The organism is Micromonospora sp. Utrum1, from assembly GCF_057197805.1.
Genome location: NZ_CM170071.1, coordinates 1,229,726 through 1,245,876 on the forward strand (window position 1 = coordinate 1,229,726; position 16,151 = coordinate 1,245,876).

At 74.0% G+C, this 16,151-nt stretch carries 12 protein-coding genes and 2 pseudogenes; 7 read left to right on the top strand and 7 right to left on the bottom strand.

The annotated features are described in order from the left end of the window. Positions 1–6 precede the first annotated feature (6 nt). From AC0OLQ_RS06170 to AC0OLQ_RS06180, 3 genes are read right to left on the bottom strand one after another with little or no spacing between them, the layout of a single operon-like run. Positions 7–1,293, bottom strand: coding sequence for a DUF4350 domain-containing protein (locus AC0OLQ_RS06170; protein ID WP_484530541.1), 1,287 nt, complete (start codon positions 1,291–1,293; stop codon positions 7–9). Next, on the bottom strand, positions 1,290–1,946 hold the full coding sequence (locus AC0OLQ_RS06175; RefSeq protein ID WP_484530542.1) for a DUF4129 domain-containing protein: 657 nt from the start codon (positions 1,944–1,946) through the stop codon (positions 1,290–1,292). Before AC0OLQ_RS06175 ends, AC0OLQ_RS06170 begins: the two co-directional genes overlap by 4 nt. Then, a complete protein-coding gene (locus AC0OLQ_RS06180; protein WP_484530543.1) occupies positions 1,943–2,782 on the bottom strand; it encodes a hypothetical protein in 840 nt (279 codons plus the stop codon). Before AC0OLQ_RS06180 ends, AC0OLQ_RS06175 begins: the two co-directional genes overlap by 4 nt. Positions 2,783–2,993: 211 nt before the next feature. Here AC0OLQ_RS06180 and mtrA point away from each other — a divergent pair, with 211 nt between their 5' ends. The 5 genes and pseudogenes from mtrA (at position 2,994) to hpf (ending at position 8,895) form a co-directional block, all read left to right on the top strand. Then, positions 2,994–3,683: an MtrAB system response regulator MtrA gene (gene mtrA / locus AC0OLQ_RS06185; protein WP_046564340.1), complete on the top strand. Its 690-nt coding sequence runs from the start codon at positions 2,994–2,996 to the stop codon at positions 3,681–3,683. Between the two features lie 13 nt (positions 3,684–3,696). Continuing rightward, positions 3,697–5,448 (top strand): MtrAB system histidine kinase MtrB, encoded by a 1,752-nt coding sequence (gene mtrB, locus AC0OLQ_RS06190; protein ID WP_484530544.1) that lies wholly within the window; start codon positions 3,697–3,699, stop codon positions 5,446–5,448. A 56-nt stretch (positions 5,449–5,504) separates the two neighbouring features. Then, positions 5,505–7,298 carry an LpqB family beta-propeller domain-containing protein gene (locus AC0OLQ_RS06195; RefSeq protein WP_484532283.1) on the top strand — a complete coding sequence of 598 codons (1,794 nt, stop codon included), beginning with the start codon at positions 5,505–5,507 and terminating at the stop codon, positions 7,296–7,298. 49 nt (positions 7,299–7,347) lie between these two features. Continuing rightward, positions 7,348–8,000: pseudogene (locus tag AC0OLQ_RS06200) on the top strand (ComF family protein). A 250-nt stretch (positions 8,001–8,250) separates the two neighbouring features. Then, positions 8,251–8,895: a ribosome hibernation-promoting factor, HPF/YfiA family gene (hpf, locus tag AC0OLQ_RS06205; protein ID WP_484530545.1), complete on the top strand. Its 645-nt coding sequence runs from the start codon at positions 8,251–8,253 to the stop codon at positions 8,893–8,895. Between the two features lie 70 nt (positions 8,896–8,965). Here hpf and AC0OLQ_RS06210 read toward each other — a convergent pair whose 3' ends face one another. Then, a complete protein-coding gene (locus tag AC0OLQ_RS06210) occupies positions 8,966–10,072 on the bottom strand; it encodes a GNAT family N-acetyltransferase (protein WP_484530546.1) in 1,107 nt (368 codons plus the stop codon). Next, a complete protein-coding gene (locus tag AC0OLQ_RS06215) occupies positions 10,069–11,235 on the bottom strand; it encodes a GNAT family N-acetyltransferase (RefSeq protein WP_484530547.1) in 1,167 nt (388 codons plus the stop codon). Before AC0OLQ_RS06215 ends, AC0OLQ_RS06210 begins: the two co-directional genes overlap by 4 nt. Before the next feature lie 160 nt (positions 11,236–11,395). Here AC0OLQ_RS06215 and secA point away from each other — a divergent pair, with 160 nt between their 5' ends. After that, on the top strand, positions 11,396–14,302 hold the full coding sequence (gene secA, locus AC0OLQ_RS06220; protein WP_484530548.1) for a preprotein translocase subunit SecA: 2,907 nt from the start codon (positions 11,396–11,398) through the stop codon (positions 14,300–14,302). 172 nt (positions 14,303–14,474) lie between these two features. Here secA and AC0OLQ_RS06225 read toward each other — a convergent pair. Both AC0OLQ_RS06225 and AC0OLQ_RS06230 read right to left on the bottom strand, forming a co-directional pair. Beyond that, positions 14,475–15,099: pseudogene (locus AC0OLQ_RS06225) on the bottom strand (Rv3235 family protein). A 101-nt stretch (positions 15,100–15,200) separates the two neighbouring features. Further along, complete coding sequence (locus AC0OLQ_RS06230) at positions 15,201–15,428, bottom strand: helix-turn-helix transcriptional regulator (RefSeq protein WP_484530549.1); 228 nt, start codon at positions 15,426–15,428, stop codon at positions 15,201–15,203. A gap of 207 nt (positions 15,429–15,635) precedes the next feature. Here AC0OLQ_RS06230 and AC0OLQ_RS06235 point away from each other — a divergent pair, with 207 nt between their 5' ends. Further along, a complete protein-coding gene (locus AC0OLQ_RS06235) occupies positions 15,636–16,145 on the top strand; it encodes a DUF6912 family protein (protein WP_484530550.1) in 510 nt (169 codons plus the stop codon). Positions 16,146–16,151 lie beyond the last annotated feature (6 nt).

Below are 16,151 nucleotides of genomic sequence, written 5' to 3' on the forward strand. Positions count from 1 at the left end.
GTCCGGTCACCGGGGATCTCCTTCGGTCGGGTGGGGGGCCAGGGTACGGGTCAGGGCGTCCAGGTCGCGGGCCAGCTCCAGCAGCTCCCGGTCGTCCTCCGGGGCGGCGCCGTGCAGCAGCTCGGCCACCCGCTCCGGGTCGGCCCCGGCGTGGGCGGCGACCTGGGCGGCCACCTCGTCGGGCGGCGCGTCCGGGGGCAGGTTGAGCCGGAGCAGCAGCCGGTCCAGCGCGGCGGCGCGCAGTGTCCCGGCGGCGGTGTCGCGGGCGCCGGCCCGGCGGTAGAGCCGGGCCCGGCCGAGCACCGTCTCGGCGGAGCGGACGGTCACCGGCAGCGGCTCCGGCACGGGCGGGCCGAGCCGGCGGGCCCGCCAGAGCACCAGCAGCAGCCCGGCCACGGCGAGTTGCGCCAGCATGGCCCAGAACCAGGGCGGGAAGGCGTCCCAGAGCGGGTTGTGCCAGTTCGGTGGCGGGTCCGCCTGGTCATCCGAGCGACCGGTGGGCCGGGGAAGCGGGCTCTCACCGTCCGGGGTCGGCGACCAGCTCGGCCCGGTCGGGCCCGCCTCGGGGCCGGGCAGGTCGAGCCAGACCAGCGGGCGGTCACCGCCGAGCAGACCGGTGGCGAGGGCCCGGTTGCCCCACTCGTCGATCCGGTCGTTGCGGAACGGGTCGCTGGCCCCGATCACCACGACCTCGGCGCCCCAGGAGATCCGCTGCAGCGCGCCCGCGTAGCACCGGTCGGCGCCGGGCGGCCCCGCGTACCGCTGGTGGTCGACGGCGGCGGTGCCGGCGCGGAGCGCCTCGGGCAGCCGGCACGCCGTGCCGTCGGCGTCCGGCGGCACGGCCCGGGTGGCCCACCGGCGGTCGGTCGGCGCCAGCGGCACGGCCAGGCCGGTCAGCACCCGGCGGGACGGCTCGACCAGGACCAGCCGGCTGCCGGCGGGCAGCACGCTCAGGGCGGCCAGGGTGCTCGGGTGCACCAGCTCGGGAGCGGGCACGAAGAGGGTGCTCGGGCCGGCTCCGGCGGCCCGCAGCGCCTGCCGTGGGTCGGTCTCCCGGCGGATCGGCACCCCCTGCGCGCGCAGCGCCTCGGCCAGCCGGCTGCCTCCGTCGTCGCCGGTGCCGGCCGGCGAGAGGAACCCCCGGTCGGTCGGGTCGGGCTGGTCCACGGCGTGCAGGACCAGGGTGGCCACGATCAGCAGCACGGCCAGCACGAGCGGAGCCAGCACCCGGTGCCACCGACGGCGGGGCGCGGGCGGGGCCGCCGTCCGGGCCGGGTCGACTGTCGCGGTCACCGGCGTTCCCCCTCCGCGGCCAGCTCGCGGCTCAGGTCGGCCGCGAGGTCACGCATCCGGTGGTCGTGAGCGGCGGTGGCCGGGCGCTGGGCGTACCAGAGGTCGGAGAAGATCGCTCCGGCGGCGTGCAGGGTGGGCCGCACCCCGGGCCGGACCCGCGCCACGGCCGCGGTCAGCTCGGTGACGGTCAGCCCGGGGCGGGGCTCCACGAGCTGCCGCGCCACCAGGAGGCGGACCATCTCGCGCAGCCGTTCCCGGACCGCCTCGGCGTACCGGCCCTCGGCGGCGAGCCGGTCGGCGAGGCCGGCGTGGGCGGCCGGCGCCGGCTCGGGCGCCCGGGGCGCGGGCACCGGCACCGCCGGCGCGTCCAGCCGGGCCCGGCGCCGCCGCAGCTTCGGCCGCCGCAGTCGGGGCAGCCGTAGCCGGGGAAGGCGCAGTCGAGGCAGGCGCAGCCGGGGAAGGCGCAGCCGGGGCAGCCGGAGCCGGGGGAGCCGCGGGCGGCCGACCCGGGGCAGCCGGCGGGGCACCCAGGCCGGGAAGAAGTACCAGGTCAGCGCGACCAGCAGCGCCCCGGCCAGCAGGAGCAGGGCGGCCAGCGGCAGCGGTACGGCGTCCCCCAGCGCGGCGACCGCCTCGGTCCACCACCGGCTCACCGAGGCACCGCCAGCAGGACGGGTTCCGGCGTGCCGGCCGGGGCGCGGGACAGCCGGATGTCCAGCCCCTCGGTGCGCATCCGGGTCTCCAGGTGCAGCACCGCGTCCAGGCAGGCCAGCGCCGGGTACGCGACCGCGTTCACCGCCACCCAGGCCACGGTGGCGACCGGCAGCGCCCAGGCGGCGACGTCGAACAGGCCCAGCAGCCCGAGGCCGTGGTAGACGCCCAGCCCGATGCCGAGCCGGATCAGCCACCAGCCCAGGTAACCGAGCAGCCGGATGGCGGCGGCCCGCCCGCCGACCCGGACCGCCAGCCGCAGGGCCCGCCCCGGCGCCCGGTACGCCGGCACCCGGTCCACCACGAGCACCGGCACCACCGCGCCGAGCAGCCCGTACGCGACGAACCAGGCCGGCCCGGCCAGCGCGGCGAGGAGCACGGTCAACCCGACCGCGGCTCCGAACAGCAGGGTGGCTCCCCAGCCGGCGCCGCGCAGCAGCTCGCGTGGCCCGGTGCGGCGGCCCAGCAGCCCGGCCCCGGCGCCCCGGGCGGCCGGATTGCCGAGCAGCGCGATGATCATCGCCTCGGTCCCGGCGCCGAGCGCGAGCAGCAGCCAGTACCAGCCCAGCCGGTCCGGGCCGACCCACCACTCGGGCGGCCGGGCGTCGGCCAGCACCCGCAGCGGGTGCAGCAGGGCCTGCTCGCCGAGGGCCAGCACGACGGCGAGAGGGACGAGCACCCGGGCCTGGTCGCGCAGCAGCAGGACGGCCGAGTCGAGCAGTTCGCCGACCGTCAGCGGGCGGCGCGGGAGCACCGCGGTCGGGCCGGCGTCGGGCACGGGTACTCCTGGCGAGCGGGTGGAGGTGGCGGGCGGTGACACGCCCGAGGGATCATGGTTGCACGGCGCGTCCGCGTCCGGTGGACCCGTCCGCCGGGGCGCGCCACGCGGGCGGCCACGCCGTCAGCTGTGGTGCCGGACCGCCCTCGGCGCTACCGTGCCGTGAAGACGGCGCACCCTCCTAGCGAACGGGGATGGAACGATAAACCCCATGAGAGCCCGGGTACTGGTGGTCGACGACGACCCCGCACTCGCCGAGATGCTCGGCATCGTCCTGCGCAGCGAGGGCTTCGTGCCCTCCTTCGTCGCGGACGGAGAACGGGCACTGGCCGCGTTCCGTGACAGCCGGCCCGACATCGTCCTGCTCGACCTGATGCTCCCCGGCATGAGCGGCATCGACGTGGCCCGGGCCATCCGGGGCGAGTCCGGCGTGCCGATCGTGATGCTGACCGCCAAGAGCGACACGGTCGACGTGGTGCTCGGGCTGGAGTCCGGGGCCGACGACTACGTGGTCAAGCCGTTCAAGCCCAAGGAGCTGGTGGCCCGGATGCGGGCCCGGCTGCGCCGCGGCGAGGACGTGGCGCCGGAACTGCTCACCATCGGTCCGCCCGGCAACCAGATCACGATCGACGTGCCCGCGCACACGGTCAGCCGGGACGGTGAGGAGGTCAAGCTCACCCCGCTGGAGTTCGACCTGCTGGTCGCGCTGGCCCGCAAGCCGCGCCAGGTCTTCACCCGCGAGGTGCTGCTGGAGCAGGTCTGGGGCTACCGGCACGCCGCCGACACCCGCCTGGTCAACGTGCACGTGCAGCGGTTGCGTGCCAAGATCGAGCCGGATCCGGAGCGACCCGAAATCATCCTCACCGTTCGGGGCGTGGGCTACAAGGCGGGCACCGGATAGCCTGGTCAGCACTGTGGTGACCTCCCCGCCCCCCGACTCGCCGACCACCGCGTCCCGCCGGCTCCACGCCGCGCGGGCGTTGTGGCGCGTCCTGGCCGGCCGTACGGCCCGGCTGGCCGCCGGCGTGCACCAGACCTGGCGGCGGTCGCTCCAGGTTCGTGTGGTGACCATCACACTCGTGGCGTCCAGCCTGCTCGTGGGCGGGTTCGCGTACCTGATCGCCGACAAGCTCACCAACATCCTGCTGGAGAACGCCGAGACCGACGTCCTGTTGCGGCTGCGCAACGGCAGCGACTACGCCTCGAAGCAGTTCAACCTCTACAGCCAGCCGCAGGAGGCCCAGCTCCAGGACACCATCGACGGCACGGTCAACTACCTGGCCGGCGGTGACCCGGCGCAGACCAGCGGCGTGGTGGTGGCGATCACCGCGGACAATTTCACCAACATCGAGCCGCGTACCTCCCCGGACGTGCAGGTCCGCCCGCTGATCAGTCGGGAGCTGCGGGCCTCGGTGGCCGCCGGCAATGTCGCCCACCAGATCCGCACCGGCACGCTCGGCGGCCAGCGCACCAAGTACCTCGTCTACGGCTCGCCGGTGCCGACTCGGTTCGGGCAGGTGGAGCTGTACTACCTCGTACCGCTGGCCCGGCAGGACGCCACGGCGGCCGACGCCCGGGCCACCGTCGTCGCCACCGGCGCGGCCCTGGTGCTCCTGCTCGGCCTGCTGGCCGCCCTGGTCACCCGCCTGGTGGTGACCCCGGTGCGGGTGGCCGCCCGGACCGCGCAGCGGCTCTCCGCCGGCCTGCTCGACCAGCGGATGGTGGTCAACGGCGAGGACGACCTGGCCCTGCTCGCCGCCTCGTTCAACCAGATGGCGACCAACCTGCAACGGCAGATCCTCCGGCTGGAGGAGATGTCCCGGCTGCAACGCCGCTTCACCTCCGACGTCTCCCACGAGCTGCGGACGCCGCTGACCACGGTCCGGATGGCCGCCGACCTGATCTTCGCCGAGCGGGACGAGTTCGACCCGGCGGTGGCGCGCAGCGCCGAGCTGCTCCAGGCCGAGCTGGACCGGTTCGAGGAGCTGCTCACCGACCTGCTGGAGATCAGCCGCTTCGACGCCGGCTTCGCCATGCTCGACAGCGAGCCGACCGACCTGGTGCCGGTGGTGCACCGGGTGACCGAGCGGCTCGCCGGGCTGGCCGAGCGGGTCGGGGTGGCCCTCGAGCTGGATCTGCCGGACAGCCCGGTGATCGCCGAGGTGGACCCGCGCCGGGTCGAGCGGGTGCTGCGCAACCTGGTCGGCAACGCCGTCGAGCACGGCGAGGCCAAGCCCGTGCGGATCACCCTCGGCGTCGACCAGAGCGCGGTGGCGATCACCGTGCGGGACCACGGCGTCGGGCTCAAGCCCGGCGAGGAGAAGCTGGTCTTCAACCGGTTCTGGCGGGCCGACCCGTCCCGGGCCCGGCAGACCGGCGGCACCGGGCTGGGCCTGTCGATCAGCCTGGAGGACGCCCGGCTGCACGGCGGCTGGCTGGAGGCGTGGGGCGCCCCCGGGCAGGGCGCCCAGTTCCGGCTGACGCTGCCCGCCCGCGCCGGGGACCGGCTCACCACCTCACCGCTGCGGCTGGTGCCGGCCGACGCCACCCTGCCGTTCGGCGGTCCGCGCGACGGCGGCCTGCTCGCCATCGGGCCGGGCAGCGACGCCGGGGCGCTGGCCGTCGGGCCGGCCGAGGGCACGGACCGGGCCCAGGTGACATCGTGAGCGCGAGGAGTGAGCCGGTCCTGCGAGCCCCGCAGTCGCGAACGAAGGCGGCGGTCCTGAGGCGGCGGCTGGTGACCGCGCTGCTAGCGGGCGCGCTGCTACCGGCAGGGCTGGCCGGCTGCGGCATCCCGGACCAGACCGAGGTTCAGGTCGACGGCTCGGGCCCGGCCGCCGAGGCCGGCGCGCTCAACGGCAGCCCCGCCCGGCCGCCCACCCCGACCGACAGCGCCGAGCCCGGCGCGTTCATCGAGAACTACCTGCGGGCGGCCGCGGCCGGGGAGCGTGAGCAGGCTTACAGCCGAGTCAAGGACTTCGTCGCGCCGGAGGCGCGGGGCCGGCTGACGGAGAAGCAGAGCAGCGAGATCCAGCTGACCGTGGTCCGGCTCCGGGAGAAGCCTGAGGTCACACCGCCGAACAACCAGGGCACCAGCAAGGTCACGGTCAAGGTGCAGCAGGTCGGTGTGCTGCGCGCCGATGGCACCCTGGCCCCGCCGGGGGCCAACGAGACTGAGTACGTGTTCCAGCTGCGCCGGGCCGAGCCGGCCGGCGCGGCGCTGCTCCTCACCGACGTGCCGAACGACCTGTTGATCAGCGACAAGGCGTTGCACGAGTACTACCGCTCGCGCACCATCTACTTCTGGAACTCGGACCAGTCGCGGCTGGTGCCCGACCTGCGCTACCTGCCCTCGTCGGTTCCGACTGAGCGGCGGGTCACCGAGGTGGTGAAGTGGCTGACCGGTGGCCCCTCCGACTGGCTGGCCAAGGGTGTGACCAGGCTGCCTGACGGCACCCGGCCGATCAACAACGCCACCGGCTCGGACGGGCACTGGGAGGTCGACCTGGCCATGCCGGCGGCCGACGACAAGCGGCTCGCCCGGCTCGCCACCCAGCTCGCCTGGTCGCTGCCCGAGCTGAGCGGTCAGCTCGACCTGAAGATCCAGAACCAGAAGCGGCTCAGCGTCGACCTCGAGCAGGAGCGGACGGCGCACGTCGCGTACCCGGCCGGGGCCGTCCCGGCGCGGTTCAGCGTCTACGACGGCGCCGTCCGCCCGCTCGCCATCGGCAACGAACCGAGAGTCGGCGTACCGCTGGCGCCCGACGCCAACAAGAACGTGGTCTCGGCGGCGGTCGCCCGCGCCGACGACCAGGTGCTGGCCGCGCTGGTGGTGGCCGGGGCGGACGGCCGGCAGCGGCTCCGGGTCGGCTCCGGCCCGGACCCGGTGACGGTGTTCAACACCAGCAGCCGGACGTTCGGCACGATCGGCCGACCCACCTGGCTCCGCTCCCTGGACAAGGGCCACCCGGCCGGCCTGGTGGTGGCCGACGGCAAGCTCTACCGGTTCGACGATGCGGCCGTGATGAACCAGGTTCCGCTGGCCGTCCCCGGCCCGGTCGTGGCGGTCGCCGGGTCCCTGGACGGACACCGGATCGCCCTGGTCAGCGGGGGCAACCTGTTTTTCGCCGCGGTCAGCGTCGACGGCGGCGTGATCAGCGTGGGACAGCCGCGCCCTCTGGTCAGCCTGCTCACCGCGGTCACCGCGGTCGACTGGGTCGCGGAGAACGAGCTGGTCCTGGCCGGCAACGAGGCGGACCGGCCGGCGATCCACCAGCTGACCGTCGACGGCGCCCAGGAGATCCCCCTCAAGACGAACATCGGCGCCGAGGTGACCCAGTTGGCGGCCTATCCGGGCGGCGCCGTCGGCGGGCTGCCGTCGCTGTCGTACATGTACGAGGCGAACCGGGCGGCCTTCCGGAACAACCCGTTCGACATCATCAAGCGGGAACAGGTGCTGGACGTGCCGGCGGGTAGCCGGGCGACCAACCCGACCGCCCCCTTCTTCCTCTACTGAGCCGCCGGTGCCGGACCTGGGTGGGCTCTGGTCGGACCTGACCGACCTGGTGCTGCCGGCCGGGTGCGCCGGCTGCGGCGAGCGCGTCCCCGGCCTGCGCCAGGGCTTCTGCCCACCCTGCGTGGGTGACCTGGAGGCGCTGACTCCCGCGCCGACCCGCCCCGATCCGGCCCCGCCCGGCCTGCCGCCCTGTGTCGCCCTCGGGCCGTACGCGGGCGCGCTGCGGAGCGGGCTGCTGGCGTACAAGGAGCGGGGCCGGCACGGGTTGGCCCGGCCGCTGGGTTCGCTGCTGGCCGAGGTGGTCGCCGCGGCGGTGGGTTCGCGGCGCCCGGTGACCCTGGTGGCGGTGCCGGACACCGCGCTGGCGGCCCGCACCCGGTACGGCGACCACCTGGACCGGCTCACCCGACATGCGGCGGTCCGGTTGCGCGCGGCCGGGTGGCCGGTACGCGTGCTCCGGCCGTTGCGCGCGCTGCCCCGGCCGGACTCGGTGGCGCTGGACAGCGCCGGCCGGGCCGCCGCGGCCGAGGCGGCCTTCCGGTTGCGCCGGGCCGGTGGGGCGACCGGGCCCGTGGTGCTGCTGGACGACATCGTCACCACGGGGGCGACCTGGCGGCGGTGAGCCGCATCCTGCACGCAGCGGGAATGACGCCAAAGGTCGCGGCCGTGCTCGCCGCAACGCAAAAGCGGCACCATTGGTGACGCTTCGTGTTTCCGTTTCACCCCATGGTGTATGAGCTGTTAAATTTCGCGGCCTCTCCCGGCAACGGGGGGTGACTGGTGGCCGAACAGGCGTTAGCGTTTTCGTGTCGGGGGTAGGAGGGTTGCCAACCTTCCCCCGGCCTGGAAGGAGGCGTAGCCGTACGTACCGGTCGACGCCGAGCGGGGCTCTCCCTGGGTGCTGTCGACCGGAAGATCCGGACCGAACGACCGTCCGAACAAGGGAGGTCACGTGGACATCGTGGTCAAGGGCCGTAACGTCGAAGTGCCGGACCATTACCGGGTACACGTAGCCGAGAAGCTAGCGAAGATCGAACGCTACGATCACAAACTCATTCGCGTGGACGTCGAGTTGTTCCACGAGCGCAATCCGCGCCAGGCCGATCATTGCCAGCGGGTGGAAATCACCTGCGTGACGCGTGGTCCGGTGATCCGGGCCGAGGCCTGCACGCACGATTTCTACAGCGCGCTGGACGCCGCCATAGCCAAGCTGGACACGCGTTTCCGCCGGGCGGCCGACCGCCGCCGGGTGCACCGCGGCCGGCACGCGCCGCTCTCCGTCGCCGCCGCCACCGCCGACCTGCCGGTGGCCGATCTGGACGGGCCCGGCCTGGCGACGCTGAACGGGCACGGGACGGCCACCGCCGTCGCGGAACGGCCCGACGAGGGCGGCTACGAGGAGCCCGACGACCAGCCGTGGCACATCGCGCGGGCGAAGGTGCACCCCGCCGAGCCGATGACGGTCGACGACGCGCTGTTCCAGATGGAGCTGGTCGGCCACGACTTCTACCTGTTCCAGGACAAGGAGTCGGGCCGCCCGAGCGTGGTCTACCGCCGGCACGCCTACGACTACGGGATCATCTCGCTCGACACCTGACCCCTGACCACCCCTCGCAGGGACCACATCGGCCGGAAGCCGTGGTGGGCGACCACCACGGCTTCCGTGGTCAGCGGGTGCGGTCGGTCGACAGCAGGCCGAAGACCACCGAGTCGGTGCGGGTGCCGTCCGGGCCGGGGAGCCGGCCGCGCAGCAGCCCTTCCCGGCGGAACCCCGCCTTCGCCAGCACCCGCTGCGAGGCGGCGTTCTCCGGCCGGGTGCCGGCCCAGAGCCGGGCCAGTCCGACGTCGAACGCCCAGGCGGCCACCAGGCCCACCGCCCGGGTGGCGAGCCCGCGGCCGCGCGCCTCGGGCAGCAGGCTGTAGCCGAGCATGCCCTGCCCGGTGGCGGGCTCGTCGTACACGAGGGCGCAGCCGCCTGCCACCGCGCCGGTCGCCGCGTCGAGGATCGCGACGTCGGCCGAGCGGCCGGCCAGCCAGTGGCTCTCCGCCATGCGGCAGCGCCGCTCGATCGACTCCCGGTCCGACGCCACCGGCGGGACCCGGTTCGCCACCACCTCCGGCAGCGTGTGCAGCCGGTACAGCGCCTTGGCGTCCGCCGGCGCGAGCCGGCGCAGCGTCACCACGCCGTCGGTGAGCCGGCCCTCGGGCAGGTCCGGCAGCAGCCGCGCGGTCGGCCCGGGCGGGTCGTCGGCGAGGCGTACCCAGACGGCCAGGTCGTGCCGACCGTCCCGACCCTGACCGGCCGATCGGCGGACCCCCTCGGGTCGGAACCCGGCGGCCAGCGCCACCCGCTGGCTGGCCGCGTTCTCCTCCTGGGTGAGCAGTTCGAGCCGGACGGTTCCGGCGGCGAAGGTCGCCTCGGCCAGCGTGCGGGTGGCGGCCGTGGCGACGCCCCGGCCGCGCGCCCACGGCGCGACCCAGTAGCCGATCTCCGCCTGCCCGCGCTCCGCCACAGGGTGGCTGAGGCCGGCCGCGCCGATCAGCCGGTCGGTGACCGGGTCGGCGATCGTGTACGCCGCGCCGCCGGTGGCCCAGGCCGCCGGTGCGCCCTCGGTGATCCACCACCGGGCGCTCTCCTCGGTGTACGGGTCGGGCAGGCCGGGCAGGAACCGCTGGGTGAGCGGGTCGGCGCAGGCGGCGGCCATGTCCGTCACGTCGGTGAGCCGGTCCCGCCGCAACCGCACCCCGTACGCCTCGATGGTCTCCGGTGTCACCGCAGGTCCTGCGGGAGCAGCCCGCCGATCCAGACGTCCTGCCGTTCCCCGCGGTGCTGGACGCCGCCGCGGAGGGTGCCCTCGACGGTGAAGCCGGCCTTCTCGGCGGCCCGGCGGGAGGCGGTGTTGCCCACGTTGGCCCGCCACTCGACCCGGGCCAGCCCGAGCGTGGTGAAGCCCCAGGCGCAGAGCGCGGTCAGCGCGGCCGGCAGGTAGCCCCGCCCCCGCGCGTGCGGCGCGGTCATGAAGCCCACGTCGGCGACGAGCGGGCTGGTGGGGGAGATGCGCAGGTCGATCGAGGCGACGTACCGGTCCTCGGCGTCGGCGACCGCGTAGGAGGCGCCGGTGCCCCGGGCCCAGGCCGCCTCCGTGACGTCCCGCAGGAAGCCCTCGGCGTGCTCGCGCTGGTAGGGGTGGGGCACGGTGGTCCAGCGGATGGTCTCCTCGTCGCGGCAGGTGGTCACGAGCGCGTCGATGTCGCCCTCCTCGAAGGGGCGGAGTCGCAGCTCGGTGGCGCCGGCGGTGGCGAACAGGACCGGCTGGGGCCGGCCGAAGACCGCCGCCCGCCGGGCCTGGAGGGTGTCCGGGGGGTACGGGACGGGCTCGCCCGGCGCGGCCAGCTCGGCCGGGAGCAGGGAGCCGATCCAGCCCTCGGGGCGGCCGCCGACCGCGGGGTGGGCGAGCCGCAGCTCGCCCTCGACCCGGAAGCCGGCCCGGAGCGCGACCAGCCGGGAGGCGTGGTTGCCCACCTCCGCCTGCCAGATCAACCGGCGCAGCTTGAGCGCGTCGAACGCCCAGCGGGCGACCGTCCGGGTGGCCCGCACCGCGACGCCCCGTCCCCGGGCCCAGGGTGCGGTCCAGTAGCCGATCTCGGCCGAGTCGAGGCCCCGGTTGATCGCGACCAGCCCGCAGGAGGCGAGCAGCTCGCCGGTGGCCGCGTCGCAGACCGCGAAGGGCGTCCCGGTGCCCTCCGCCCAGGCGGTCGCGCTGATCTCGGTCACGAATCCGAGGGCGTGTTCGGGCAGGTACGGGCGAGGTACGGTGGTCCAGCGCTGGATGTCCGGATCCTGGCAGGCGCGGTACACCGCGTCGGCGTCCTCCGCTCGCCAGGCTCGCAGCAGCAGGCCGTCCTCGATGATCTCCACAGGCTCCACCCGAGCCATCGTGCCGGATCGTTCGCGTACGGCGTAACCCGATTACCGCCGGTCAGCGCACCCGCTCGGCGTTATGTCGGGTTCGCGGCTCCGGACCGCCGCCACCAGTGACCATCGCCGCGTCGGAGCGCCTACGATGGTTCGAGACTGTCTAGGGGAGCGTTGATCCGTGTCGATTCTGGAAAAGGTCCTTAGCGCGGGCGCGGGCCGTATGGTGCGCCGGCTCAAGGCCATCGCGGCCGCCGTCAACTCGATCGAGGACGACTACGTCAACCTCAGCGACGACGAGCTGCGGGACATGACGGACCAGTTCAGGGAGCGGCTCGCCGACGGTGAGACGCTCGACGACCTGTTGCCCGAGGCGTTCGCGGTGTGCCGGGAGGCCGCCGCCCGGGTGCTCGGCCAGCGGCCCTACGACGTCCAGGTGATGGGCGGCGCGGCCCTGCACTTCGGCAACATCGCCGAGATGAAGACCGGTGAGGGCAAGACCCTCACCTCGGTCATGCCGGTCTATTTGAACGCGCTCGCCGGCAAGGGCGTGCACGTGATCACGGTCAACGACTACCTGGCCGAGCGCGACGCCGCCTGGATGGGCCGGGTGCACGAGTTCCTCGGCCTCACCGTGGGCGTGGTGCTGCCCAACCGGCCGGCCAGCGAACACCGCGCGGCCTACGAGTGCGACATCACCTACGGCACCAACAACGAGTTCGGCTTCGACTACCTGCGCGACAACATGGCCTGGTCGCGGGACGAGCTGGTCCAGCGCGGCCACTTCTTCGCGGTGGTCGACGAGGTCGACTCGATCCTCATCGACGAGGCGCGGACCCCGTTGATCATCTCCGGCCCGGCCGAGCACTCCGCCCGCTGGTACCAGGAGTTCGCCGCCGTGGTGGCCCGCCTCCAGCCGGGCACCGACGGCGAGGGCGACTACGAGGTCGACCACGCCAAGCGCACGATCGCCATCACCGAGCGCGGTGTCGCCAAGATCGAGGACCGGCTCGGCATCGACAACCTCTACGAGTCGGTCAACACCCCGCTCGTCGGCTACATGAACAACGCGATCAAGGCCAAGGAGCTCTACAAGCGCGACAAGGACTACATCGTCAGCGACGGCGAGGTCCTCATCGTCGACGAGTTCACCGGCCGCATCCTGCACGGCCGCCGCTACAACGAGGGCATGCACCAGGCGATCGAGGCCAAGGAGGGGGTGGAGATCAAGCAGGAGAACCAGACCCTGGCCACGATCACCCTCCAGAACTACTTCCGCCTTTACGAGAAGCTCTCCGGCATGACCGGCACCGCCCAGACCGAGGCGAGCGAGTTCAACAAGGTCTACAAGGTCGGCGTCGTGACCATCCCGACGCACCGGCCGATGGTCCGCCTCGACCGGGCGGACGTCATCTACAAGACCGAGAAGGCCAAGTTCAACGCCGTGGTCGAGGACATCGCCGAGCGGCACGAGCAGGGCCAGCCGGTGCTGGTCGGCACGGTCTCGGTGGAGAACTCCGAGATCCTCTCCCACATGCTGCGCCGCCGGGGCATCCCGCACTCCGTGCTGAACGCGAAGTTCCACGCCAAGGAGGCGGAGATCGTCGCCCAGGCCGGGCGCAAGGGCGCGGTCACCGTCGCCACCAACATGGCCGGCCGCGGTACGGACATCCTGCTCGGTGGCAACCCCGAGTTCCTCGCCGCCAACGAGCTGCGCCAGCGCGGCCTCGACCCGGTCGAGCAGCCGGAGGAGTACGCCAAGGCGATGGAGGAGGTCCTGCCCACCTGGAAGCAGGCCTGCGACGCCGAGGCGGAGGAGGTGGCCGCCGCCGGTGGCCTCTACGTGCTGGGCACCGAGCGGCACGAGTCGCGCCGGATCGACAACCAGCTGCGCGGCCGCGCCGGCCGGCAGGGCGACCCCGGCGAGTCCCGCTTCTACCTCTCCCTCCAGGACGACCTGATGAAGCGCTTCCGGGCCGGTGCCGTCGAGGCGGTGATGGAGCGATTCAACATCCCGGAGGACGTGCCCATCGAGTCGAAGATGGTCACCCGCCAGATCAAGAGCGCCCAGGCCCAGATCGAGGGCCAGAACGCCGAGATCCGGAAGAACGTCCTGAAGTACGACGAGGTGCTCAACAAGCAGCGCCAGGTGATCTACGCCGAGCGCCTCCGGGTGCTGAACGGCGAGGACCTCTCCGAGCAGGTCCGCAACATGATCGACGACGTGGTCGGCGCGTACGTGGTGGGCGCCACGAGCGACGGCTACGCCGAGGACTGGGATCTCGAGCAGCTCTGGTCCAACCTCAAGCAGCTCTACCCGGTGGGCATCACCATCGAGGAGCTGGAGGAGGAGGTGGGCTCCCGGGCCGGCCTCGACCAGGACTTCCTGCTCGCCCGCCTCAAGGAGGACGCGCACGCCGCGTACGACAAGCGCGAGGAGCAGCTCGGCGAGGAGGCGGTACGCCAGCTCGAGCGCATGGTCCTGCTCCAGGTGATCGACCGCAAGTGGCGCGAGCACCTCTACGAGATGGACTACCTCCAGGAGGGCATCAGCCTCCGGGCGTACGCCCAGCGCGACCCGGTCATCGAGTACCAGCGCGAGGGCTTCGACATGTTCGCCACCATGATGGACGGCATCAAGGAGGAGACGGTCGGCTTCCTCTACAACCTGGACGTGCAGGTCGAGGAGCCCGAGCCGGAGGCCGAGGAGGTCCAGCTGCTGGAGAAGCCGGTGGAGATCCGGGCCAAGGGTCTCAACCGCACGCCGCAGCAGCAGGGCCTGCAATACTCGGCGCCCGCCGTCGACGGCGAGGCCGGTCGCGGCGCGCCGGTCCTCGAGCGCGCCGAGGAGCAGGCGCCGGCGCTCGGCATCGGCCGCCCCGAGACGTCGGAGCGTCCCGCCGCCGCCACCCCGCGCCGGTCGACGGCCGGGATGAGCGGCCAGGCGGTCGCGGCGAGCACCGCCCGGCGGGCCGCCCCCGGGCAGGTCGAGGGCGCCGGCGAGGGCCCGTCCCGCAACGCGCCCTGCCCGTGCGGCTCCGGCCGCAAGTACAAGCGCTGCCACGGCGCCCCCAACGGCGGCAACTGACCCGCCCCGCCCCAGCACGCACGACGGGCCCCGGCCACCGGCCGGGGCCCGTCCCTGTCCCACCCCCGGACACTTCCGCGATCTTGCAGTTGGTGCCCCGGCGAAAACCACAAAAGTGGCATTGTGCGGGCTCGAACCGCAAGATCGCCGAAAGGGCGGGTGGGGACGGGGCTCAGAGGACGTCGAGGACGGTGCAGAGCCAGGTGCCGCGGCGGTGTTCCAGGCGCAGCGCGATCGCCCAGCTCACCCCGCCGGTGCCGGCCAGCACGGCGGCGGCCTCGACCGCGCCCGCCCGTGGCTCGCAGACCCGCAGCCGGCGCAGCTGGAGGACCGGTCGGGCGGTGCGGACCGACCCGGCGGGCGGCGCGGGTCAGCTCGGCGGTCACCCGGGTGGCGGCCTCGGGGAAGCAGAGCGGCCGGAGCTGCCCGGGTGGGCGGTAGCCGTTGGCGATCTCCAGGAAGGTGCGGACGAACCGGTGCGCCGCGCGGGCGGCCTCGGGGGTCGCGGTCACCAGGGCGGCCGGTGGAGGCCCGGCGGAGCGCCCCGGCCCGGTGGGCACCGGCCGGACGTCACCGGCCCACCCGGTGGCGCGGCGGGTGGGGCGATCGGCGGCCCGGTCGGCGGGGCGGTCGGGGTCGCGACGGGGCGGCTCGAAGAGGTCGAAAGCGAGCTGGTCGACGCTGCCCCAGGCGTCGCCCCAGGCCGGGTCCTGGTCGGTGCAGGGCGGGTCGAGCGGCGGGGCCGGCCGGAGCCGGACCGGGGGACGCGGTGCCAGCGGGCGGCGGGTGTCGACCATCCTCAACCCCAGTTCCTTGCGTTTGCCTTCGTTTGCCTCCGACAGGCTCTCATTCTCGGGCAGGCAACGCCGACCGTCAATGCCCGTGCGCCACCTGGCGGTCACTCCACGTCGCGGTCGGTGAGCGGGTTGCCGCGTACCCACTCGGCGGTCTCGGCGTACTTGCGCTCGATGTACTCCTCCAGCCGGGCGCGCTCCACCCGCCACTGGCCCCGGCCGCCGATCTTGATGGCGGGCAGCTCGCCGCTGCGCACCATGTGGTAGACCTGCGAGTCCGAGACGTTCAGCTCGGCGGCCACGTCGGACAGCAGCAGGAACCTCGGCTCCACGGTGACTCCCGGGGTTGGCTTCGTTTGCCTCAGTTTGCCATCACCAGCCGGGTCGACCCAGGCCCGGCACGGCGAATCCGGCCGGGGGACACACCGGCGTGGAACTTCTCCGCGGCGGGTGCGGGGTGTATGACGGTCACGGCGTACGGCATGATCGGCGCCCGGAGCCGGCGTCCGTCGGCCGGGCCTGACGGCGGGGAGAGACCGGTGATCGACGAGCTTGTCCGGGTGTACGTGCCGGCGACCGTCCCCATGCTGGCCCGGCTGCGCGAGGAGGGCCTGGCCGGCGAGGGGGCGCACGCGGTCACCCCGGAGCTGCGGGAGTGGTACGCCGAGGGCGACGAGGAGGAGCTGGAGTACGTCGCCTTCACCCGGGCCGCCCAGGAAGCGCTGCTGCTGCTCCGGGCCGATCCGGGCGCGCCCCGGCGGCGGGTCGTCGTCTCGGTGGACCTGCCAGCCATCGCGGTCGGCCGGATCGCCGGCGAACTGGGGTCGAGCGTGGTCCGGCTCGCCGGGCCGGTGCCGGTGAAGTCCGTCGCCGCGATCCACGTGGACGGCGCGGGCGCGGTCGACGACGTGGCCGCCGCCGCCGAGGTGGTGGCCGAGGCGCAGGCCGGCGACCCCGACGCCCAGTTCACCGTCGACGGGGCCGAGGACCACGAGCTGGAGTGGTACGACGTGACCGAGCTGGACCTGCTGCTGCGCCAGGTCTCCTGACGCCCG

Excerpts from the sequence above, each read along its gene's own strand:
- mtrA (WP_046564340.1), top strand. The coding sequence starts at position 2,994 with ATGAGAGCCCGGGTACTGGTGGTCGACGACGACCCCGCACTCGCCGAG.
- AC0OLQ_RS06215 (WP_484530547.1), bottom strand. The coding sequence starts at position 11,235 with ATGGCTCGGGTGGAGCCTGTGGAGATCATCGAGGACGGCCTGCTGCTG.